Annotated in this window: 19 protein-coding genes and 1 pseudogene; 17 read left to right on the top strand and 3 right to left on the bottom strand. The window is 45.3% G+C overall.

Annotated elements, in window-relative coordinates:
• The first annotated feature begins 2 nt into the window (after positions 1-2).
• The 14 genes from argR (at position 3) to BN6465_RS05980 (ending at position 16901) form a co-directional block, all read left to right on the top strand.
• Positions 3-455, top strand: coding sequence for an arginine repressor (argR, locus tag BN6465_RS06040; protein WP_066732640.1), 453 nt, complete (start codon positions 3-5; stop codon positions 453-455).
• 11 nt (positions 456-466) lie between these two features.
• Positions 467-2143: a DNA repair protein RecN gene (gene recN / locus BN6465_RS06035; RefSeq protein ID WP_066732638.1), complete on the top strand. Its 1677-nt coding sequence runs from the start codon at positions 467-469 to the stop codon at positions 2141-2143.
• Between the two features lie 130 nt (positions 2144-2273).
• Positions 2274-3344: a SpoIVB peptidase gene (gene spoIVB / locus BN6465_RS06030; protein ID WP_066732831.1), complete on the top strand. Its 1071-nt coding sequence runs from the start codon at positions 2274-2276 to the stop codon at positions 3342-3344.
• Positions 3345-3468: 124 nt separating this feature from the next.
• Complete coding sequence (spo0A, locus tag BN6465_RS06025) at positions 3469-4257, top strand: sporulation transcription factor Spo0A (protein WP_066732636.1); 789 nt, start codon at positions 3469-3471, stop codon at positions 4255-4257.
• Positions 4258-4327: 70 nt separating this feature from the next.
• Positions 4328-5764 (top strand): glycogen synthase GlgA, encoded by a 1437-nt coding sequence (gene glgA / locus BN6465_RS06020; protein ID WP_066732635.1) that lies wholly within the window; start codon positions 4328-4330, stop codon positions 5762-5764.
• 18 nt (positions 5765-5782) lie between these two features.
• Complete coding sequence (gene metF / locus BN6465_RS06015) at positions 5783-6649, top strand: methylenetetrahydrofolate reductase [NAD(P)H] (RefSeq protein ID WP_066732634.1); 867 nt, start codon at positions 5783-5785, stop codon at positions 6647-6649.
• Positions 6650-6664: 15 nt separating this feature from the next.
• Positions 6665-7312 carry a vitamin B12 dependent-methionine synthase activation domain-containing protein gene (locus tag BN6465_RS06010; protein WP_066732633.1) on the top strand — a complete coding sequence of 216 codons (648 nt, stop codon included), beginning with the start codon at positions 6665-6667 and terminating at the stop codon, positions 7310-7312.
• A gap of 13 nt (positions 7313-7325) precedes the next feature.
• Complete coding sequence (locus tag BN6465_RS06005; RefSeq protein WP_066732631.1) at positions 7326-9719, top strand: homocysteine S-methyltransferase family protein; 2394 nt, start codon at positions 7326-7328, stop codon at positions 9717-9719.
• 120 nt (positions 9720-9839) lie between these two features.
• A complete protein-coding gene (locus tag BN6465_RS06000) occupies positions 9840-11435 on the top strand; it encodes a DEAD/DEAH box helicase (RefSeq protein WP_066732629.1) in 1596 nt (531 codons plus the stop codon).
• Between the two features lie 82 nt (positions 11436-11517).
• Entirely contained in the window at positions 11518-11655 is a 138-nt protein-coding gene (locus BN6465_RS20935; protein WP_199882793.1) for a hypothetical protein, read from the top strand.
• A gap of 176 nt (positions 11656-11831) precedes the next feature.
• The gene (gene alaS, locus BN6465_RS05995; protein WP_066732627.1) at positions 11832-14471 is read left to right on the top strand and encodes an alanine--tRNA ligase; all 2640 of its coding nucleotides are present in this window, start codon (positions 11832-11834) and stop codon (positions 14469-14471) included.
• 155 nt (positions 14472-14626) lie between these two features.
• The gene (rpsU, locus tag BN6465_RS05990; RefSeq protein ID WP_021737899.1) at positions 14627-14803 is read left to right on the top strand and encodes a 30S ribosomal protein S21; all 177 of its coding nucleotides are present in this window, start codon (positions 14627-14629) and stop codon (positions 14801-14803) included.
• Between the two features lie 90 nt (positions 14804-14893).
• Entirely contained in the window at positions 14894-15496 is a 603-nt protein-coding gene (locus BN6465_RS05985) for a putative ABC transporter permease (protein ID WP_066732625.1), read from the top strand.
• Between the two features lie 160 nt (positions 15497-15656).
• Entirely contained in the window at positions 15657-16901 is a 1245-nt protein-coding gene (locus BN6465_RS05980; protein ID WP_066732827.1) for an aspartate aminotransferase family protein, read from the top strand.
• A 24-nt stretch (positions 16902-16925) separates the two neighbouring features.
• Here BN6465_RS05980 and BN6465_RS05975 read toward each other — a convergent pair whose 3' ends face one another.
• The 3 genes and pseudogenes from BN6465_RS05975 to vanR form a co-directional block, all read right to left on the bottom strand.
• Positions 16926-17549, bottom strand: coding sequence for a M15 family metallopeptidase (locus BN6465_RS05975; RefSeq protein WP_408605603.1), 624 nt, complete (start codon positions 17547-17549; stop codon positions 16926-16928).
• Positions 17550-17798: 249 nt separating this feature from the next.
• A pseudogene (locus BN6465_RS05970) lies at positions 17799-18925 on the bottom strand (sensor histidine kinase).
• A 2-nt stretch (positions 18926-18927) separates the two neighbouring features.
• Entirely contained in the window at positions 18928-19629 is a 702-nt protein-coding gene (vanR, locus tag BN6465_RS05965) for a VanR-ABDEGLN family response regulator transcription factor (RefSeq protein ID WP_066732619.1), read from the bottom strand.
• 170 nt (positions 19630-19799) lie between these two features.
• On the opposite strand from vanR, the gene BN6465_RS05960 reads away from it, so the two are divergent.
• The 3 genes from BN6465_RS05960 to BN6465_RS05950 are packed head-to-tail and all read left to right on the top strand — an operon-like array spanning position 19800 to position 20753.
• Entirely contained in the window at positions 19800-20018 is a 219-nt protein-coding gene (locus BN6465_RS05960) for a helix-turn-helix transcriptional regulator (protein WP_456297798.1), read from the top strand.
• Position 20019: 1 nt separating this feature from the next.
• Positions 20020-20451 carry a hypothetical protein gene (locus BN6465_RS05955; RefSeq protein WP_066732615.1) on the top strand — a complete coding sequence of 144 codons (432 nt, stop codon included), beginning with the start codon at positions 20020-20022 and terminating at the stop codon, positions 20449-20451.
• A 23-nt stretch (positions 20452-20474) separates the two neighbouring features.
• The gene (locus tag BN6465_RS05950; protein ID WP_066732613.1) at positions 20475-20753 is read left to right on the top strand and encodes a hypothetical protein; all 279 of its coding nucleotides are present in this window, start codon (positions 20475-20477) and stop codon (positions 20751-20753) included.
• Positions 20754-20771 lie beyond the last annotated feature (18 nt).

The raw sequence follows: 20771 nt of genomic DNA, 5'->3' as shown, positions 1-20771 counted from the left end.
CTATGAAGGTAAACCGACATGCTAAAATTGTGGAACTAATCAGTAAATATCAGGTCGAGACACAGGAAGAGCTGGCTGAAAGGCTCAACGCAGCCGGATTTCGGGTGACTCAGGCAACCGTTTCAAGGGATATCAGAGATTTGAAGCTGACAAAAGTGCCGGCAGAGAACGGGAGGCAGAAATATGCGGTGCTCCAGAATGAGCAGAGCGGGCTTGGGGAGAAATATATCCGTATTTTGAGGGATGGATTTGTTTCCATGGACATGGCCCAGAACATTCTGGTCATCAAGACCGTCTCCGGCATGGCCATGGCCGTGGCCGCGGCCCTCGATGCCATGAAATGGAACGAGATAGTAGGCTGCATAGCTGGCGACGATACCATCATGTGTGCTGTGAGAAGTGTTGACGATACCATTTTGGTCATGGATAAGATGACAAAGATGCTGAACAGATAACAGGAGGAAGCATGTTACAAAATTTACATGTGAAAAACCTTGCGCTGATTGATGAGGCAGAGGTGGATTTTTCGAAAGGGTTGAATATTTTGACCGGAGAGACTGGGGCGGGCAAGTCCATTGTGTTAGGTTCCGTCAATCTGGCATTAGGCGGCCGGTATTCGGCCGATATGCTGAGGAAAGGGGCTCAGTACGGACTTGTTGAACTTACGTTTACTGTAAGCAGCCCCCGTCAGTTAAAAGCGCTGGAAGAGATTGGAATCTATCCGGAAGAGGGACAGATTATTATCAGCAGAAGGCTGATGGAAGGCAGAAGTTTGAGCAGGATCAATGGGGAGACCGTCACCGTTGCCCAGCTCAAAGAGGCGGCAGGATTTTTGATAGATATCCATGGACAGCATGAACATCAATCACTGCTCTATAAAAAAAATCACCTTTCGATTTTGGATGCTTTTGCGAAGAATGGGAAAGAACTAAAAGAAGAAATCAAAATAGCATATAAAGAGTTCAAAAGCAATCAAAAAGAATTAGAAGCAGCCGACACCGATGAGGCTGACAGGCTGAAAGAAATCGCTTTTCTGGAGTTTGAGACTGAAGAAATCCGGACGGCCGGCTTATCCTCGGAGGAGGAAGAAGAAATAGAGCAGACTTATAGGCGGATGGTCAACGGAAAGCGGATGACAGAAAGTATACAGGAAGCACGGTCCTATACGGCGGGAGAAGGCGGGGACGGGGCAAGCGATGCCTTGAGCCGCGCAATACATGCACTGCAGGGAATCACGGAGCTTGACAGCCGGGCGCAGGGACTCTACGAACAGCTAGTAGATGTGGACAGCCTTCTCAATGACTTTAACAGAGAGCTGGCGGATTATTCGGATTCGCTGACGTTTTCGGAAGAAGAGTTTTACGAGACGGAACAGCGGTTAAATGAAATAAACCGGTTAAAATCAAAATACGGTAACAGTGTGGACAAGGTTTTAGCCTACTGTGAGGAGAAGGAACAAAGGCTACAGAAGCTGAGGGACTATGATAATTATCTGGATGAGCTGCGTAAAAAACTGCAGGATTCAGAAAATGTTCTCAAGGAACTTTGTTGTAAACTGAGCAAGGTAAGGCAAAAAGAGGCGGAAAAGTTAAAGAAAAGCATCAGGGACGGCCTGCTTGATCTGAATTTTCTTGACGTGCGTTTTGAAATCCAATTTGAGGAGACCAAGGGATATACTGCCGAGGGGACAGATGAGGTTGAATTCCTGATATCTATGAATCCGGGTGAACCGGTAAAACCATTACATGAAGTGGCGTCGGGAGGGGAACTTTCCAGAATTATGCTGGCGATTAAAACGGTTCTTGCGGATAAAGATGAGATAGAAACTTTGATATTTGATGAAATTGATGTGGGAATCAGTGGCAGGACGGCGCAGAAAGTGTCAGAAAAAATGGCAGTAATCGGCAAAAAGCACCAAGTTATCTGCATTACCCATCTCGCACAAATAGCAGCCATGGCAGACGCACATTACGCGATTGAAAAAAAAGCGGAAAAGAATGTGACAAAAACAACCATATTCCGCCTGAGCGAGGAGGAATCCATACGCGAACTAGCTCGAATTTTGGGTGGAGCCCAGATAACGGATACTGTACTACAAAATGCCAGTGAAATGAAAATTTTGGCATCTGGTTTAAAAAAATAATAATATTCACATACTAGGCAGGAAGATTATTTCCTGCCTTTTGTTCTGTAATACCTGCACTCATGAGCAAAGAAAGGCTGGAAGCGGACATCAACGTCCGTTTTATAGTTTGGGAGAAAGGGGAATGTACATGAGACGCAGATGGTACAGACGTTTTTTGATTATGTTATTGGTACTTACAGTTACAGTTGGCGGAGGTTATTGTTTTCTGGAAACAAAAAAGGATGCACTGCGCAAGGAAGTCAGTGCGACTAAGATGTCGGAGAACCTGCTGATTCCCGGTGGGATGCCTATCGGAATCTATATGGAGACAGATGGTGTTATGGTACTTGGGACAGATAATATAAAAACACAGGGTGGCGGTAAAGAAGCACCTGCGGAACATATGGTAAAAGATGGGGACTATATTGTAGGCGTCGATGACGACCGAATAGGAAACAAAAAAGAATTGCTCGAAGTAGTGCAGAATTTGTCGAATAATACCGTAGTATTGCACTTGAGAAGAGGGGAAGAGTATATTGATGTTAAGCTTCATCCTGTAAAGGATGAGCAAGGGGAATATAAACTTGGAATCTGGGTGAGGGACAATGCTCAGGGACTTGGCACGATTACATTTCTAAACGGAAACAGTGAATTCGGGGCATTGGGACACGGTATACATGACGTGGATACCAATGAACTTTTGGAAATGTCGGAAGGTACACTTTACGAGACCAGTATCCAGAATATTAAAAAGGGTGAAAATGGTAATCCTGGCGGTATGGAAGGTATTATTGTCTACAATCATTACAATGTACTTGGGTCTATCGACAAAAATACAGAAGCCGGAATATTTGGGAAAGTTGACAGGATTGACCGCGTATTTCAGAATCAGGAGGCGGTTCCTGCCGCGGCAAAGGAGGAAATCAAGGAAGGAGAAGCAACGATACGTTGCGCCGCCAGCGGTAAGGTGGAAGAATATAAAATCCGTATTACAAAAGTCGACTTAAATCCACGAGAGATAAATAAAGGAATCGAAATACAGATAACCGATCCGAATTTACTTGAACTAACGGGAGGAATCGTGCAGGGAATGAGCGGCAGTCCTATACTTCAGGACGGACGAATCGTGGGCGCGGTAACTCATGTGTTTGTACAGGATGCGACAAAAGGTTATGGCATATTCATAGAAAATATGCTGGAAAATGTTGTCGGAAAATAGAATGGTCGAACGCTGTCTTATTCCTACGACACCGTTCCCTTGAATCTGCCAGCGTCCTCAGACTATAATGTTCCCCGTGACTGACAAATGTCTGTCGGTCAGAGTAAAGGAGGGTAAATGCTTTATGGAACAACTAAATGTAGCGATTGCCGACGATAATGAGCGAATGTTAGATTTACTGGGCGAAATTATTGAAGGTGACAAAGACTTGAATCTCGTCGGAAAGGCGAACAATGGGGAGGATATGTATCAGATCATCAAGGAAGAGGAGCCGGATGTGGTGCTTCTGGATCTGATTATGCCAAAAATGGATGGATTGAGCGTTATGGAACTTGTCGGCGCAGACCGAACGATGAAAAAAAGACCGAATTTTATCGTAGTGACGGCCATAGGTCAAGAGCGGATCACTGAGGATGCATTTAACAAGGGTGCATCGTATTACATCCTCAAGCCATTTAACAACGAGACAATACTACAGAGAATTAAAAACACAAACCATGTTGTACGGAACGATTATTCCATGGGGGAAACAAAACACAAAAGTATAGAAGTATCACAGGAAAGTCTGGAGAGTCAGGTGACAGACATGATACATGAAATAGGCATCCCAGCACACATCAAAGGTTATCACTATCTGAGGGATGCTATTCTTATGGCAATTGACGATATGGATGTCCTCAATGCTATCACGAAGGTACTATATCCTACAGTAGCCAAGAAACATCAGACCACATCAAGCAGAGTAGAGCGTGCGATAAGACATGCCATCGAAGTGGCATGGAGCAGAGGGAAACTGGATACGCTGGACCAGCTTTTTGGCTATACAGTGAGCAACGGGAAAGGGAAGCCCACGAATTCTGAATTTATCGCTCTCGTCGCAGATACGATCCGATTAAAATCAAAACACAGATAATTCTTTTCAAAAAGCGAAAATTGCGGTATAATTAGGGGAAAGCCGTGAGAGGTATAAGGGAGGATCGCTTATGAAAAAGATATTATTTGCAGCATCAGAATCAGTACCATTTATTAAGACTGGCGGACTTGCAGACGTTGTAGGTTCCCTGCCCAAATATTTTGACAAGAAAAAATACGATGTACGTGTCATGCTGCCGAAATATTTATGCATGAAGGAGAAATGGAAAGATCTACTTACATATAAGCTGCATTTTTACATGGACTTGAACTGGAGGAGACAGTATGTAGGTGTACTGGAACTAAAGCACGAAGGAATCACATTTTATTTTATAGACAATGAATATTACTTCAGCGGAGATAAGCCTTACGGGAATATCAGCTCCGATATTGAAAAGTTCGCATTTTTTTCAAAAGCTGTTTTAAGCGCGCTGCCTCTGCTTGATTTTCACCCTGATATTATTCACTGCCATGACTGGCAGACAGGCCTTGTGCCTATTTATCTTGATAATTTCCGTTACGGGAATGAATATTATCAGGGGATTAAGACTGTGATGACGATACACAACTTGAAATTCCAAGGTGTCTGGGATAAGAAGACCGTGAGGGATATCACCGGTCTTCCCGAGTATTATTTTGTCCCGGATAAACTGGAGGCGTACCGTGATGCCAACTATTTAAAGGGCGGCATCGTATACGCGGACCGCGTGACAACGGTAAGCAACAGTTATGCGGAAGAGATTAAGATGCCGTTTTACGGTGAGAAGCTGGATGGGCTTATGAATGCGAGGGCGAACTGCCTGTCCGGTATCGTGAATGGGATTGACTATGAAGAGTTCAATCCGGCTACAGATTCCAATATTGTCCGCAATTACAGCGTTGAGAATTTCAGGAAGGAAAAGATTAAGAATAAGATTGCCCTGCAGAAAGAGCTGGGGCTTGAGGAAGACTACCACAAGCTGATGATAGGAGTAGTTTCCAGACTTACCGACCAGAAGGGATTCGATTTGGTAGACTATGTGATGGATGAACTTTGTCAGGACGCAATACAGCTGGTGGTGCTTGGAACAGGAGAAGAGCGCTACGAGAATATGTTCCGGCATTTTGCCTGGAAGTATCCGGAAAAAGTGTCTGCGCAAATATACTATTCTGAGCCTATGTCCCACAAAATTTATGCCGCATGCGATGCATTTTTAATGCCGTCTCTGTTTGAACCGTGCGGTTTGAGCCAGCTCATGAGCCTGCGTTACGGAACCGTTCCGATTGTCCGTGAGACAGGAGGGCTTAAGGATACCGTAGAACCGTATAATGAGTTTGAAAAGACTGGGACCGGATTCAGTTTTGCGAATTATAACGCCCATGAGATGCTCGGGGCAGTGCGCTATGCGGAACAAGTCTACTATGATAAAAAGCGCGATTGGAACAAGATAGTGGAACGGGGAATGAAAAAAGATTTCTCATGGAAGAATTCTGCCAAGTTATATGAAGAACTGTATGACAACATGTAAAAAAGGAGAATCGGGCCAGTGAGAATTATTGACATATTGCGACAGGAAGGCGTGCATATCTCCTTTGAAGTATTTCCACCAAAGACTGACGCCGGATACGGAACTGTGCTGCACGCGGTGGACGATATCGGCGCATTAAAGCCTGCGTTCATCAGTGTGACGTACGGTGCGGGCGGTGGAACAAGTAAGAATACCGTCAATATCGCCGCACACATAAAGGACGATCTGCATGTTCCCAGTCTGGCACATCTGACCTGTGCGTCATCGACAAAGCCGGAGGTAGAAAAAGTCATCAAAAGGCTGAAAAAGAGAGGGATTGAGAATGTGCTGGCACTTCGGGGAGACTTGCCCAAGGACGTGGATTTCCCGATTCAGAATCATTACCGGTATGCCAGTGAGCTGATACAGGACATCAAGGCGCAGGGGGATTTATGTGTGGGAGCTGCATGTTATCCGGAGGGACATGTGGAGTCGGAACATAAAGAGGAGGATATTCTGCACTTGAAAGAAAAAGTGGACTGCGGTGTGGATTTCCTAACGACGCAGATGTTCTTCGACAACAGTATTCTCTATAATTTTTTGTACCGTATCCGTGAAAAAGGGATTAACGTGCCGGTTCTCCCGGGAATAATGCCTGTCACGAACGGGAAGCAGATGGAGCGGATATGTGCCTTGTCAGGAACTGTTCTGCCCCAGCGGTTTCGCGCTATTGTGGATAGATTTGGAGATGACCCAAGGGCCATGAGTCAGGCGGGTATTGCCTATGCCACGGATCAGATTATTGATTTGATTGCCAACGGAATCAACAATATCCATATCTATTCCATGAATAAGCCTGAAATTGCCGCAGCCATAATGACGAATTTATCAGAAATCATAAAATAGTAAAGGTTAGAATCCATGACAGATATAAGAACGAAGGAAGCAATCCGTTATCTGGGATATGGAAGACATGCGGTAGATGAGACCACTCTTGCCATGATATCCAGTTCCTTTAAGGAGCTGGAAGAATGTGTGGAAAGACGCTCTGTCTATCGCATTTTTGACTGTATTCAAGGTGAGGGAAATATAATAAAAATCGGAAAGATGAATATTGCCAGTGATAGTCTGGCCAAGAATCTGAAAGGATGCCAAAAAGCAGCAGTATTCGGCGCCACTTTAGGCGTGCAGGCAGATTTATTGATTAAGAAATATTCGGTCACAAACATGGCTAGGGCGGTGGTGCTGCAGTCGTGTGCGGCGGTTATTCTTGAAGAATATTGTGATGATTGTCAGGGGAAAATAGGGGAAGCGGCAGAAAAAGAGAAATTGTGGATGAGGCCCAGATTCAGCCCGGGTTATGGCGATTTCGACATTTGCCACCAAAAGGAGATTCTTCGGATGCTGGATACCGCCAAGACAATCGGGCTGACGATGACCGACAGCTATATGCTGACGCCTGCCAAGTCCGTGACGGCGGTGATCGGACTTAGCGCTGTGGACGAAAAATGCCATAGGCATGGCTGTGAAGTGTGCCAAAAGGAAGACTGCATTTACAGAAGAAACTAGAGGAGAATACGACATGAAGATAAGTGAGCGGTTAGGTAAGGAATTATTATTTTTTGATGGCGGAATGGGAACTTTGCTGCAGGAAGCTGGGCTTCTGCCCGGCGAACTCCCTGAAGTGTGGAACATTACGCATCCGGAGAAAGTAACAGAGATTCACCGGGCATACTATGAGGCGGGCAGTGACATTGTTCTTACCAATACGTTTGGGGCCAATGCCTGCAAATTTCATGATAAAGAGTGCGAATTGAGGCAAGTAATTGAGGCAGCCGTCACAAATGCCCGCAAAGCACAGGAACTGGCAGGAAGAGACAGGGATAACAGTTATGTGGCGCTTGACATGGGACCGACAGGCAAGCTGCTAGCTCCCATGGGCGATTTGTCCTTTGAGGACGCCTATGAGGCATTTAAGGAAGCGGCGGTCATCGGAGAGGACTGCGGAGTGGATTTTATCCATATCGAGACAATGAGCGATGCCTATGAAGTGAAGGCGGCAGTTTTGGCCGTGAAGGAAAATACAGCGCTTCCGGTATTTGTTACGCTGATTTTTGATGAAAAGGGGAAACTTTTGACAGGAGGCGATGTCCCGGCGGCTGTTGCGCTTTTGGAAGGGCTGCGGGTGGACGCGATAGGGATAAACTGTGGACTGGGGCCGGAGCAGATGCTGCCGATATTGGAAGAATTCCGTCATTATTCTTCCCTTCCTGTCATCGTGAAGCCCAATGCGGGACTGCCTAAGCAGAGAAACGGCGAGACCTATTATGATGTAGAACCGGGAAAGTTCGCAGAGGTCATGGGGGACATTGTAAAGAAGGGGGCGTGCCTGATAGGGGGATGCTGCGGTACGACTCCGGAACATATCCGCTGCATGACAGAAGTATGCCGTGGCCTTCCGGTGTTACCCGTGGAAGAAAAAGAATTCACTATGGTCTCCTCATACGGTCAGGCCGTCATCTTGGGTGACAAGCCCCTGATTATCGGCGAGCGTATCAATCCCACCGGGAAAAAGCGTTTTAAAGAGGCGTTGAAGAACCGGGACATAGATTATATATTGAAAGAAGGAATTACACAGCAGGATAAAGGCGCTCACATACTAGATGTGAATGTGGGGCTTCCTGATATTGACGAGACGGCCATGATGAAGGAAGTTGTCATGCAGCTCCAGAGTGTGACAAGCCTGCCTCTTCAGATCGACACGGTGGACGCCAGAGCGATGGAAGCGGCAATGCGCATTTACAACGGAAAACCCATGCTGAACTCTGTGAGCGGCAAGCAGGAGTCCATGGAACAAGTATTTCCGCTCATTCAAAAATATGGTGGAACAGTGGTCGGGCTTACACTTGATGAGGAGGGAATTCCTAAGACCGCTGAGGCGCGGGCGGATATCGCCGGGAAAATCATTGCCGAGGCTGCAAAATACGGGATTGCAAAAAAAGATATTGTCATCGATGTGCTGACCATGACCATAAGCTCCGAGAAAGATGGTGCCCGTGTGACGCTTGACGCTCTGCGGGAGGTACGCAGACGCTACGGGGTATGTACCGTTCTGGGGGTATCCAATATCTCCTTCGGCCTGCCGGCGAGACCGATTATCAACAGTAATTTTTATACGATGGCCATGCAGAATGGCTTGAGTGCCGGAATTATCAACCCTTCTTCTGACGATATGATGAAATCTTATTATGCATATTGTGCCCTTATGAATTATGATGACAACTGCGAAAATTATATCGCTAGGTATGCAAATCAGGGGGTGGATGCAGAAAAAAGCCCGGTCAAGGATGGGATACTGCCGCTGCAGACGGCAATCATAAAAGGATTGAAGGAGGAGGCACACTCCTCGGCGCTTGACATGGTAAAAGAGAGAGAGCCTCTCGACATTATACAGGAAGAATTGATACCTGCGTTGAATATCGTGGGCGAGGGCTTCGAGAAAGGAACGATATTCCTGCCGCAGCTCCTGATGAGCGCGGACGCGGCAAAGATTGCGTTTTCGGTCATGAAAGACGTGCTTGCCAAATTAGGGCAGGAAGAGAAGAAGAAAGAAAAAATCATTCTCGCTACTGTAAAGGGTGATATCCATGACATCGGCAAAAATATTGTCAAAGTATTGCTGGAGAATTATGGATTTGATGTGGTAGACCTTGGCAAAGATGTAGCGCCGGAAAGAATCGTGGAATGCGCGGTCAAGGAGGGTATCCGTCTGGTCGGGCTGAGTGCCTTGATGACGACGACTGTCATAAGTATGGAGGAGACCATCCGCCAGCTGAGGGAAAGTAAGCCTGACTGTAAGGTGATGGTAGGCGGCGCGGTGTTGAATCAGGAGTATGCGGATATGATTGGGGCAGACTTCTACGGCAGGGATGCGATGCAGTCCGTCCATTATGCGCAGTCTTTATTTCAGGAATAGTGAATGAATATTTGACAGAAGGAGATAATTCTGTTATTATAAACGGTGGAACTTTGAGAATATCCTTCGCTTGGTGACAGGTGAAGGGTATTTTTGTGTCAACAAAGAAAAAGGAGATTTATGGAAGAAGTTAAGTTTGAAACTCTGGGACTTCGCCCGGAGATTTTAAAAGCAGTAAAAAATATGGGATTTGAGGAGGCTTCTGCGATACAGGCAAAAGCGATTCCACTGATGATGGAAGGAGCGGATATTATCGGGCAGGCGCAGACCGGCACAGGGAAGACGGCTGCTTTCGGGATACCGCTGTTAGAGAAAATAGACCCTAAAAGCAAAAAGTTACAGGCAGTTGTACTCTGCCCTACGAGAGAGCTGGCAATTCAGGTGGCGGAGGAAATCCGCAGTCTGGCGCACTACCTGCACGGCATCAAGGTCCTGCCCATCTATGGCGGACAGGAAATCGTGAAGCAGATTCGTTCTCTTAAGAGTGGAACGCAGCTGATCATCGGAACACCGGGACGTGTAATGGACCATATGCGGAGAAAGACGGTGAAGATGGATGAAGTCCGCACAATCGTGCTGGACGAAGCTGATGAAATGCTGAACATGGGATTCCGTGAGGATATTGAGACTATTTTGGAAGGAGTGCCCGAAGAGCGTCAGACCGTGCTTTTCTCGGCTACGATGCCGAAGCCTATCTTGGATATCACCAAACGGTTCCAGAAAAATGCGCAGCTTGTCAAGGTTACAAAAAAAGAGCTGACCGTTCCCAATATCGAACAGTTCTATTATGAAGTGAAACCTAAAAATAAGGAAGAGGTACTTTCCAGATTGTTAGATATATACAGTCCGAAATTGTCGGTAGTCTTCTGTAATACCAAAAAGCAGGTGGATGTCTTGGCCAGCGGCCTGAAGGGCAGAGGATACTTTGCCGAGGGCCTGCACGGCGACATGAAGCAGGAACAGCGGGACCGCGTGATGCAGCGTTTTCGCGCAGGTAAGACAGAAATTTTAGTGGCGACAGATGTGGCAGCCAGAGGTATCGACGTAGATGAGGTGGAAGCTGTCTTCAATTATGACCTTCCGCAGGATGACGAATACTATGTGCACCGTATCGGCAGAACAGGAAGAGCCGGTCGTATCGGCCGTTCCTTCAGTTTTGTGACAGGAAGAGAAGTATATAAATTAAAAGAGATTCAACGTTATTGCAAGACAAAAATATATGCGCAGAAGATTCCTTCTATGCACGATGTGACCAACACAAGAATAGAGAACCTTCTGGATGAAATCGATCAGATCATCACAGGCGAGGACTTGACCAGATTCATTCAGGTCGTGGAAGAAAAGGTCAACGTTTCTGATTATACGGCTATGGATATGGCGGCGGCATTCTTAAAATATGGTATCGGCCAGAGTGAGGGTGAACAGACATCGGATCCGCAGGCGGAGGAGTTTGGAGACACCGGCGCGGAGAATCCGGGTATGGTGCGGCTCTTTATCAATATCGGGAAAAAGAACAAAGCAAAGCCGGGAGATATTGTAGGGGCGCTGGCAGGTGAAAGCGGCATTCCCGGCAAGCTCATCGGAACGATTGACATGTATGACAAGTATACCTTTGTGGAGGTTCCGCGGGAATACGCAAGGAATGTTCTTCAGGCGATGGAACATGTGAAAATCAAAGGCAAGCAAGTGGCGGTAGAGCCTGCCAACAGAAAATAATGACTGCTTTACAGAAGGCATGTTTTATGGTATGATAGTAGCAGTTTAAAAGTGTGAAATCAGAAGTTGGAGGTTGCAGTTTATGGCATTTTTTTCAACACTAATCAGTACGGTATTGAAGATGATCTTTATCGCAGCTGTGGCTTTCGGCGGTATTCTTACAGGAAAGCATCTGCGGGAACGCAAGAATGCGAAGAGTGCAGCGGAAGCGGAGAAGTAAAAGAGATGGGAAGAAGCGGACAGATGTTCCGCTTCTTTTTATAGTTAAGGATAAGTTGAAAGGATTGCCTTTTTACCATGACGCAAGCGTTGACAAATATTTGATTTCTATTTATAATTAAAAATTAGCTGATTGCAGAATTATGGAATGACGTTATAGATACGAGGAGGACAAACATGAAAACCTATGGAGTAAATGAGCTGCGGAGAATGTTCCTTGAATTTTTCGAAAGCAAGGATCATCTGATAATGAAAAGCTTCTCACTGGTACCCCACAACGATAACAGCCTGCTGTTGATCAATTCCGGCATGGCCCCGCTGAAACCGTATTTTACGGGGCAGGAGATTCCGCCGAAAAAGCGGGTGACAACCTGTCAAAAGTGTATTCGTACGGGAGATATTGAGAATGTAGGGAAAACAGACCGTCACGGCACTTTTTTTGAGATGCTGGGCAATTTTTCTTTTGGGGACTATTTTAAGAGAGAATCGCTGAAATGGTCTTGGGAATTTTTGACTGAAGTGGTAGGACTTGACCCGGACAGATTATATCCGTCTGTATATTTGGAGGATGACGAGGCTTTCGACATCTGGAATAAAGAGATTGGCATTCCCAAAGAGCGTATCTTCCATTTTGGGAAAGAAGATAACTTCTGGGAACACGGTTCTGGGCCGTGCGGGCCATGTTCTGAGATTTATTATGACCGAGGGGAAAAATATGGCTGTGGAAAGCCGGATTGTACGGTGGGCTGTGAATGCGACCGTTATATGGAAATCTGGAACAATGTATTTACCCAGTTTGAGAACGACGGGCATAACAACTACACAGAGCTGGAGCAAAAGAATATCGATACCGGTATGGGCATAGAACGTCTGGCATGTATTGTTCAGGATGTGGATTCCATGTTCGATATTGACACGATCAAGGTTCTGCGTGAACATGTATGCCGGATTACCGGCACGAACTATGGAGAAAGCAGCAGCGCCGACGTATCCATTCGTGTCATCACCGACCATATCCGTTCCGTATGCTTTATGATTTCTGACGGTATTATGCCTTCTAACGAGGGCCGAGGATATGTGCTGCGCCGCCTGCTGAGAAGAGCCTGCCGCCATGGACGTCTCCTTGGGGTAGAGCGGAAGTTCTTGACTGAGCTGGCGGAGACGGTGATCGAAGGTTCCAAGGATGGATATCCAGAGCTGGAGGAGAAGAAAGATTTCATTTTCAATATTATAAGTAAAGAGGAAGACCAGTTCAACAATACCATAGATCAAGGACTGGGCATTCTTAAGGATTTAAAGGCCGAGATGGTGAAAACGGGCGCTAAGACACTTTCCGGTGAAGAGGCGTTCAAGCTTTACGACACCTACGGATTCCCTCTTGATTTGACGAAAGAGATTTTGGAGGAAGAGGGCATGGATGTGGATGAGGCCGGATTTAAGGCAGCCATGGAAGTGCAGCGGGAACAGGCAAGGAAGGCCCGCAAGGTGACGAATTATATGGGAGCGGATGTGACAGTCTACGAGTCCATCGACCCGTCTGTGACTTCGGAATTTGTAGGATATGACAATTTGGAGGCTGTCTCAAAAATTACGGTGCTGACATCGGAGGACGAGCTTGTGGACGCGCTTTCCGACGGACAGAAGGGAACCATATTTACGGAGCAGACACCGTTCTATGCCACCAGCGGTGGCCAGGAGGCCGATTGCGGCGTAATTACCTGCCCGGAGGGAGAATTTGTCGTTGAGGATGTTGTGAAGCTTCTGGGCGGCAAAATCGGCCATATAGGCTATATGGCAAAGGGAATGATGAAGACAGGAGATACGGTCAGCCTTCAGGTGAACGAGGAGCAGAGACGGTTGAGCGCCCGGAACCACAGCGCGACTCATCTTCTGCACAAAGCGCTTAGAACCGTGCTGGGGACGCATGTAGAACAGGCAGGCTCCAGCGTCAATGCGGACAGGCTTCGTTTTGACTTCTCTCATTTTTCTGCCATGACAAAGGAAGAGTTGAAAGAGGTAGAAGATTTAGTAAATGAAAGTATTTCGCAGGCTTATCCGGTCATCGTGAAAAATATGCCCATTGAAGAGGCAAAGAAGACCGGAGCACAGGCGCTGTTCGGAGAAAAATACGGCGATATTGTACGTGTAGTCAATATGGGAGACTATTCCATCGAATTCTGTGGAGGGACCCATGTGGCGAACACTTGTGAAATCGGAGCGTTTAAGATTTTGTCCGAAAGTGGCGTGGCTGCGGGAGTGCGCCGTATTGAGGCTTTGACTTCCAAAGGGCTGATACGTTACTTTAATAATCTGGAGGCCAAACTCCACGAGGCGGCGGCGCTTCTAAAGGCTGTGCCGGATACCTTGACTGAAAAAATCAGTCATCTTCAGGCAGAGAATAAAGAGCTTCACAGTGAATTGGAGAGCCTGAAGAGCAAACAGGCGAAGGAAGCCATGGGAGACGCCGGCAATCAGGTCGAGGAAGTAAAAGGAGTCAAACTGTTGGCTGCATCCCTTCAGGGAGTGGATATGAACGGGCTCCGCAGCCTTGGCGACCAGATGAAAGAAAAAATCGGTGAGGGCGTGGTCGTACTTGCGTCCGAAAATGAAGGCAAGGTGAACCTTATGGCCACCGCTACGGAGGAAGCTATGAAAAAGGGCGCGCATGCCGGCAATCTGATTAAAGCCATTGCTTCCTGCGTGGGCGGAGGCGGAGGCGGACGTCCCAATATGGCTCAGGCGGGAGGAAAGAATCCGGCCGGCATAGCCGAGGCTCTCGGGAAAGTGAAAGAAGTTCTGGAAGGCCAGATTCAGTGAGCAGATTGAAATTTCTAATGTTTTCGTGAGAAAATTAAAGAAAAATCTTGACGTGAAGGGAAAATATGCTATAATCAATTGTAGTGCAATAAAATATACCCGAACAGTCGTATGATGCACAATACAGGGCTGGAGGGGAGGTTAGGTGTGAGACTATGTCAAATGTAATCGTTAAAGAAAACGAAACGTTAGACAGCGCTTTACGCAGATTCAAAAGAAACTGTGCAAAGGCCGGAATTCAGCAGGAGATTCGTAAAAGAGAACATTACGAAAAGCCAAGCGTTAAACGCAAAAAGAAATCCGAAGCTGCAAGAAAACGTAAATATAACTAATATGTGCAGAATAATGGGGTGTTTATTTATATAAACATCCCATTTTTACGGTGAAAGATTATATTTATCAGTGTTATTTGGAGAGAAAATATGTGGTGGAATAGAATAATTTTAGGAATAGATGCTTATGAATTGCTCATGTGGTTTCTAATGTACAGCATGATGGGATGGCTTGTAGAATCTATTTATATGTCCATCTGCAATAAAAAGCTTACGAACCGGGGATTTGCCAGAGGCCCATTTTGCCCGATATACGGTGTTGGCGCTCTGACAGCTTATTTTATACTCCGTCCGTACAGCTATAATAATATATTACTGTTTCTTCTAGGCTCCCTCTGCGCAACGACGCTGGAGTTCTTGACTGCCATGCTGATGAAGAAGATTTTTGGAGAGATATGGTGGGATTATAATGAGAAGCCCTTTAATTATAAAGGCATTATCTGTCTGGAAAGCTCGATAGCATGGGGATTTTATACGATATTTTTGTTTATGTTCCTGCAGAATATTGTAGTAGGGCTTGTGGCTGCCATTCCAAGGCCATTGGGGCGTATAGCCGGGAGTCTGATCATGGTCTTATTCCTCTTGGACTTTGTGACATCTCTGTACAGAGAAAAACGCGGTGATGCAGGCCGTAATTTGGATGGACAAGCAGTACAAAGCGAAGAGGCCGAAAAAACAGGAAAAACTTTCTGATAAAATTCTTGACAAAATCGTAGACTAAGGTTTATACTCAATTACGTTATATGACGAGGACGTCGCATACATTTGTATGCGGCGTCTTTTTTCGTAACATTCGTAACATAGGAGGCTTTATTCCCATCCCATGAAAGAGAATGAAGAGAGGAGAATTTGTATGAGACTGAAAGACACAAACATGACGGCAGCAGAATTGAAAGCATTGGTGAACAAATATATGGTCGAGACCTATGCGCGTTATGATTTTATTGCAGAACGGGCAGAGGGCATGTATTTGTATGATGAAAAGGGTAATGCCTATCTTGATTTTTATGGCGGTGTCGCTGTGAATAGTCCGGGAAACCGAAACCCCAAGGTGGTAGGGGCAGTCATCGAACAGATGAATGATATTATGCACACATTCAACTATCCATATACTGTGCCGCAGGCACTTCTGGCAAAGAAAATCTGCGATACCATTGGAATGGATAAGATTTTCTTTCAAAATTCAGGGACAGAGGCCAATGAATGTATGATTAAAATGGCAAGAAAATATGGGGTAGATACCTATGGCCCTGAGTATTATCATATCGTGACGGCTGTCGATGGATTCCACGGCAGAACCTATGGAGCGCTGTCTGCTACAGGACAGTCGGACAATGCCTGTCAGATTGGTTTCAAACCGATGCTTCCGGGCTTCTCTTATGCTAGGTACAATGATTTAGATGATTTTAAATCAAAAGTGACAGAACATACGATTGCTATTATGATTGAACCGGTTCAGGGGGAGGGAGGGGTTCACCCGGCCACATACGAATTCCTAAAAGGACTGCGCCAGCTTTGCGACGAGAAAGGGATGCTCCTTCTTCTCGACGAGGTACAGACCGGCTGGGGACGCACGGGGGCGCCGATGGCATATATGGGATATGGGGTGAAACCCGACTGTGTGACGATGGCTAAAGCTATGGGCGGAGGAATGCCGATTGGAGCATGCTGTGCAAGTAAGGAAGTCGCAGAAGTATTCACATCGGGGTGCCATGGTTCAACTTATGGCGGACACCCGGTAGCATGTGCGGCTGCGCTGGCCTCCATCAGCGAAATTTTAGATAATGACCTGAGCGCGAATGCGGAGAAGATGGGAGAATATTTTAAGGCAAAACTGATAAAGCTTCCACACGTGATCGATGCAAGGGGAAGGGGACTGCTCGTGGGATGTGAGTACGATATACCGATAGCGCTTGACGTAAAATGGGAATGTTTTAAGAATCGGCTTCTCATCACGGCGATAGGCGATAACACGAACCGCATGATACCCCCGTTGATTCTGGAAAAATCCCATATCGACTGCGCTGTGAAAATTATGGAGAGCGCAATCATTGAAGCTGTGAAGAAATATGAAGAAGGACAGAGGAAAAGCGCTTAGAGAGGGATTTCCCTCTCATATCCATCAAATCCCGTTTTGGAGTTCCAGATATTCTTCGAGGCAAATGTCTTGTTCATGGATTTTAGCCGCTGCCTCGGTGCCCACGTAACGATAATGCCAAGGCTCGTTGATTACGCCGGTGATATCTGTTTTATTTTTGGGATAACGGTAGATGAATCCATATTTATAACTATTTTCATGGAGCCATTCATAAACATCGTCTCCCGTGGAACGGATACCGTCGGCGTTAATATCGACACTGAGTCCTAATTGGTGTTCACTTGTTCCGGGAATGGCGACCCAAGCCTCTGCTTTGGATTTGGCCTCATCCGAAGAATAGCCTTCGGATTCGTAGGCTGCGATTTTTTCATCCATCAGCTCTTGCTGCTTTTCAGCGGTTCGGTATCCCGACGCGACGACAGGGTAAATATGGTCTTTTCTTGCATCGTTGAACATTTTTTGAAGAGCATGATATATTCGCTCATCTACGGCTTCGCCGTTTTTTAACTCGGTCAATTTCACTTTATAATTATCAGGAATATAATTCCATTTGTTGACCAGAATTAAACTCCACGTGGATTCTTCAGTATCATTTGGAGGGGAAGGCGATTCGTATTTGAAAAATCTAAAGGCAGCAGCTATCAGCATAACGCAGCAGCATAGGCAGAGGACTGCCTTTATATGACGGCTGTGTGCTCGGCGCTTTGATTTTTTATACCTCTTGGATTTATCAAAATTCTTTATGTTCGTGTGCTTGCTCATTTAAGATAGTCCTCCTTTGATAAGATGAAAATGCTCCTGTTCTCTACGTCTATCGTATCAAACAGGCGCTTTGAGGACTTTAATATTAAATTGTTTAAATCCTAAGAAAAGCCTAAGTTTGTTGTAGAGATTTACTTAAGGGTGCAACGGCAGGGAGATGAGGAATTTAACGATATTATTTTCGCTTACCGCGGAGATAGTGCCTCCGTGAAGCGTGACTATTTCTTTTGCTATTGCGAGGCCTAACCCTGCATTGCCTGTGTTTGAGGTGCGGGCCTCGTCCAGACGATAGAACTTTTCAAATATGGCGGAGAGCTTTTCCTTGGGGATAGTATTTCCCTTGTTCTGGAAAGAAATCTCTACCACGTCAGATTTGACTTTTGCAGCGATAATGATTTCCGTGTTGGGATAGCTATAGGCAGCCGCATTTTTAAGGACATTGTTAAATACACGCGCTAATTTATCCGGGTCGCCATAGACGGTCAGTGTTTCTTCCGCAATAAGTCTGGCAGTATTTCCGTTGGCGGCGAGGAGGGGAGAGAGTTCATCGGACAGCTGGACCAGCATATAGTAAAGGTCTATAGTCTCTTTTGTGAGATTTATTTGCTGCAGGTTATAGCGGGTTATCTCAAAAAACTCATTAATCATTTTTTCCAATTGATAGGCTTTATTGAGCGAGACATGAAGATACTTCTCCTTTTGTCTGGCCGGCATATCGGGAGCTTCGTCTAAGAGGTTAAGGTAGCCGATAACAGAGGTCAAGGGCGTGCGGATGTCGTGGGCAAGGTACATGACTAAATCATTTTTCCGCTGTTCTGCTAACCGGGCCTCCATCGTACGGTTTTTCAAGGTCTGTTTTACTGTATTCAATTTTTTCTCTGTGGCTGACATTTCAGAAAGCAGGTGTATCTCTGCTTCCTCTTCGCTGAGCAGGGCGTCGATTCCATTATTGATTATCGTAAAATATTGAGTCACCCAGTTTATAAAAAAGCGAAAAAAGAAGAGAAAGATAACCGCGATAGCGCCGAGCCAGATAAGATCTGCATAATTACGGAATAATTGTTGATAGACGTTAAGCGCATTTTGATAGTCGAGGCGGAAAACCTGCTGGAGTATGGAGACAATCCAATCTGCCCCCCGGCCGTGCCATATGAGAATATATAAAACAGTTATAACAACAAAAGCAACTAGGATGAATATCAAAAACTTTTTGTACATTTTTGACTTTAATTGTGTGTAATCAAGTTCAGTTTGTTTTTTATCTTTAGCGTCCAATCTTATACCCCACTCCCCATATAGTTTTTATATAATTTGGATTGTCGACCGTGTCATTCATTTTCTCGCGCAGATGGCGTATATGGACGGTGATTGTGTTATTGCTCTTACTGTAGTATTCGTCCTGCCATATTTCATGGAACAGTTCTTCTGCGCTTACTACGCTGCCTTTCCGCTCCAGCAAAATACGCAGTATGGCAAATTCGGTCGGAGTCAGTGCCAGCGGTTTTTCATTGAGCAGGCATTCATGTGTGCGGATATTGAGCAGCAGGCCGGAATGGCTCAGGACAGATTCCGCGTTTTCCAGCGCCGCTGAAGGATTATATATTTTATAGCGCCGCAGCTGGGCTTTCACTCTCGCCGTCATCTCAAGAGGGCGGAAGGGTTTAGTGATATAGTCGTCAGCACCCAGTGAAAGGCCTGTAATTTTGTCTATTTCTTCATCTTTTGCGGTCAGCATAATGACGGGATATGTATGGGATTCTCTGATTGTCTTACACAGTGAGAAACCACTGATATCCGGAAGCATGACATCTAGTACAGCAAGGTCAAGATCTGTATTTTCGATGCATTGGAGCGCATCCTTGGCTGAATAATACTTAAATACCGTGTAAGTTTCATTTTTCAGATATAGTTCAATCAAATCGGCAATTTCTTTTTCATCGTCTACAACAAGAATATTGGCTGGCATAGAAATGCTCCTTTCTTTCGTGATATCTTTTACTTTACCAAGACAAGATTATTTATTTATGATTATTTGTATGAGAAAATATTAAGATTTAATGTTCAAAAAAAATATGTAAAACACACTTGACATTTTATGCGGCAGGGTGTATTTTAAAAGTGTAAAGCATGCTTGACATGGAAGGAGGCGTTTATTTGAAGAACTGTTTAGAAGAGATGAGAAAGGAAAGGGGTCTGAATCAGGAAGAACTGGCCGGAATTTTAGGAGTATCCCGCCAGACTATTATATCACTTGAGAAAGGGCGTTATAACCCTTCGATTGTTTTGGCGTTCAAGCTGGCAAACTATTTTGGGAAGAACATTGAAGATATTTTTATATATGAGGAGGATGAATAGTATGTTTTGTAAAAATGGTGGAAAAAAATATTTTATGGTATTAGGTTTTTTGGGATTGATTTCGCTTGTAATCGGTATTATAATGACTACACATTTGAATCAAGGCTCCCATGGGGCAGATATGGCGGCAGGCATGCTGTGCGGATTAGGCACCTGTTTCATAGTGATTTTTCTTATCCGCAAATTTCAGGAACGTTTTGCTCCTGAGAAAATAAAAAAAGATGAAATAGAAAAAAATGATGAGCGGAATATTCAGGTGACCCGGGCGGCATTTACGGTTCTTGGGACTGTGGCTATAATTTATATGACAGGGATGACGCTGGCTATGGCGTTTATGGATTTTGTGGTAGGTACTTATATCTCCATAGCAGGTATATATGTATCTGCAATTAGTTTCTTTATCGCTTACCGCATTTATCAGAAAAAGATGTAAGATCAAGTGAAGGAGAGTATGTTATGCTTAAGAGAATGCAGCTGTTTCCTCTAAATTTTTATAAAAAAGAGAAATTTAACGGCAGCATAGGAGAGATGAATTTCCGTCTTGCCAGAAAGGAAAAGGAAGCAGAAGGAGAAAAGACGGCCGTCCTGCAGGGGATTGTCTGGAGAGGACCCTACTGTTTTGACGTAACTCCGGATGAGAAGAAAGAATATAGAGAGTTTCCTTTTGGGGAAGAGGGCATTCAGGAAGCCATGGAATGGTTTGATATGAAGGGGAAGGAATATAACACGATGTAATGGAAGAATACAGGAGGG

It is taken from the genome of Bariatricus massiliensis, assembly GCF_900086725.1.
GTDB lineage: Bacteria > Bacillota > Clostridia > Lachnospirales > Lachnospiraceae > Allocoprococcus > Allocoprococcus massiliensis.
Note: the sequence above shows the minus strand (reverse complement) of the source record. Positions and strands in the feature narration are given on the sequence as shown.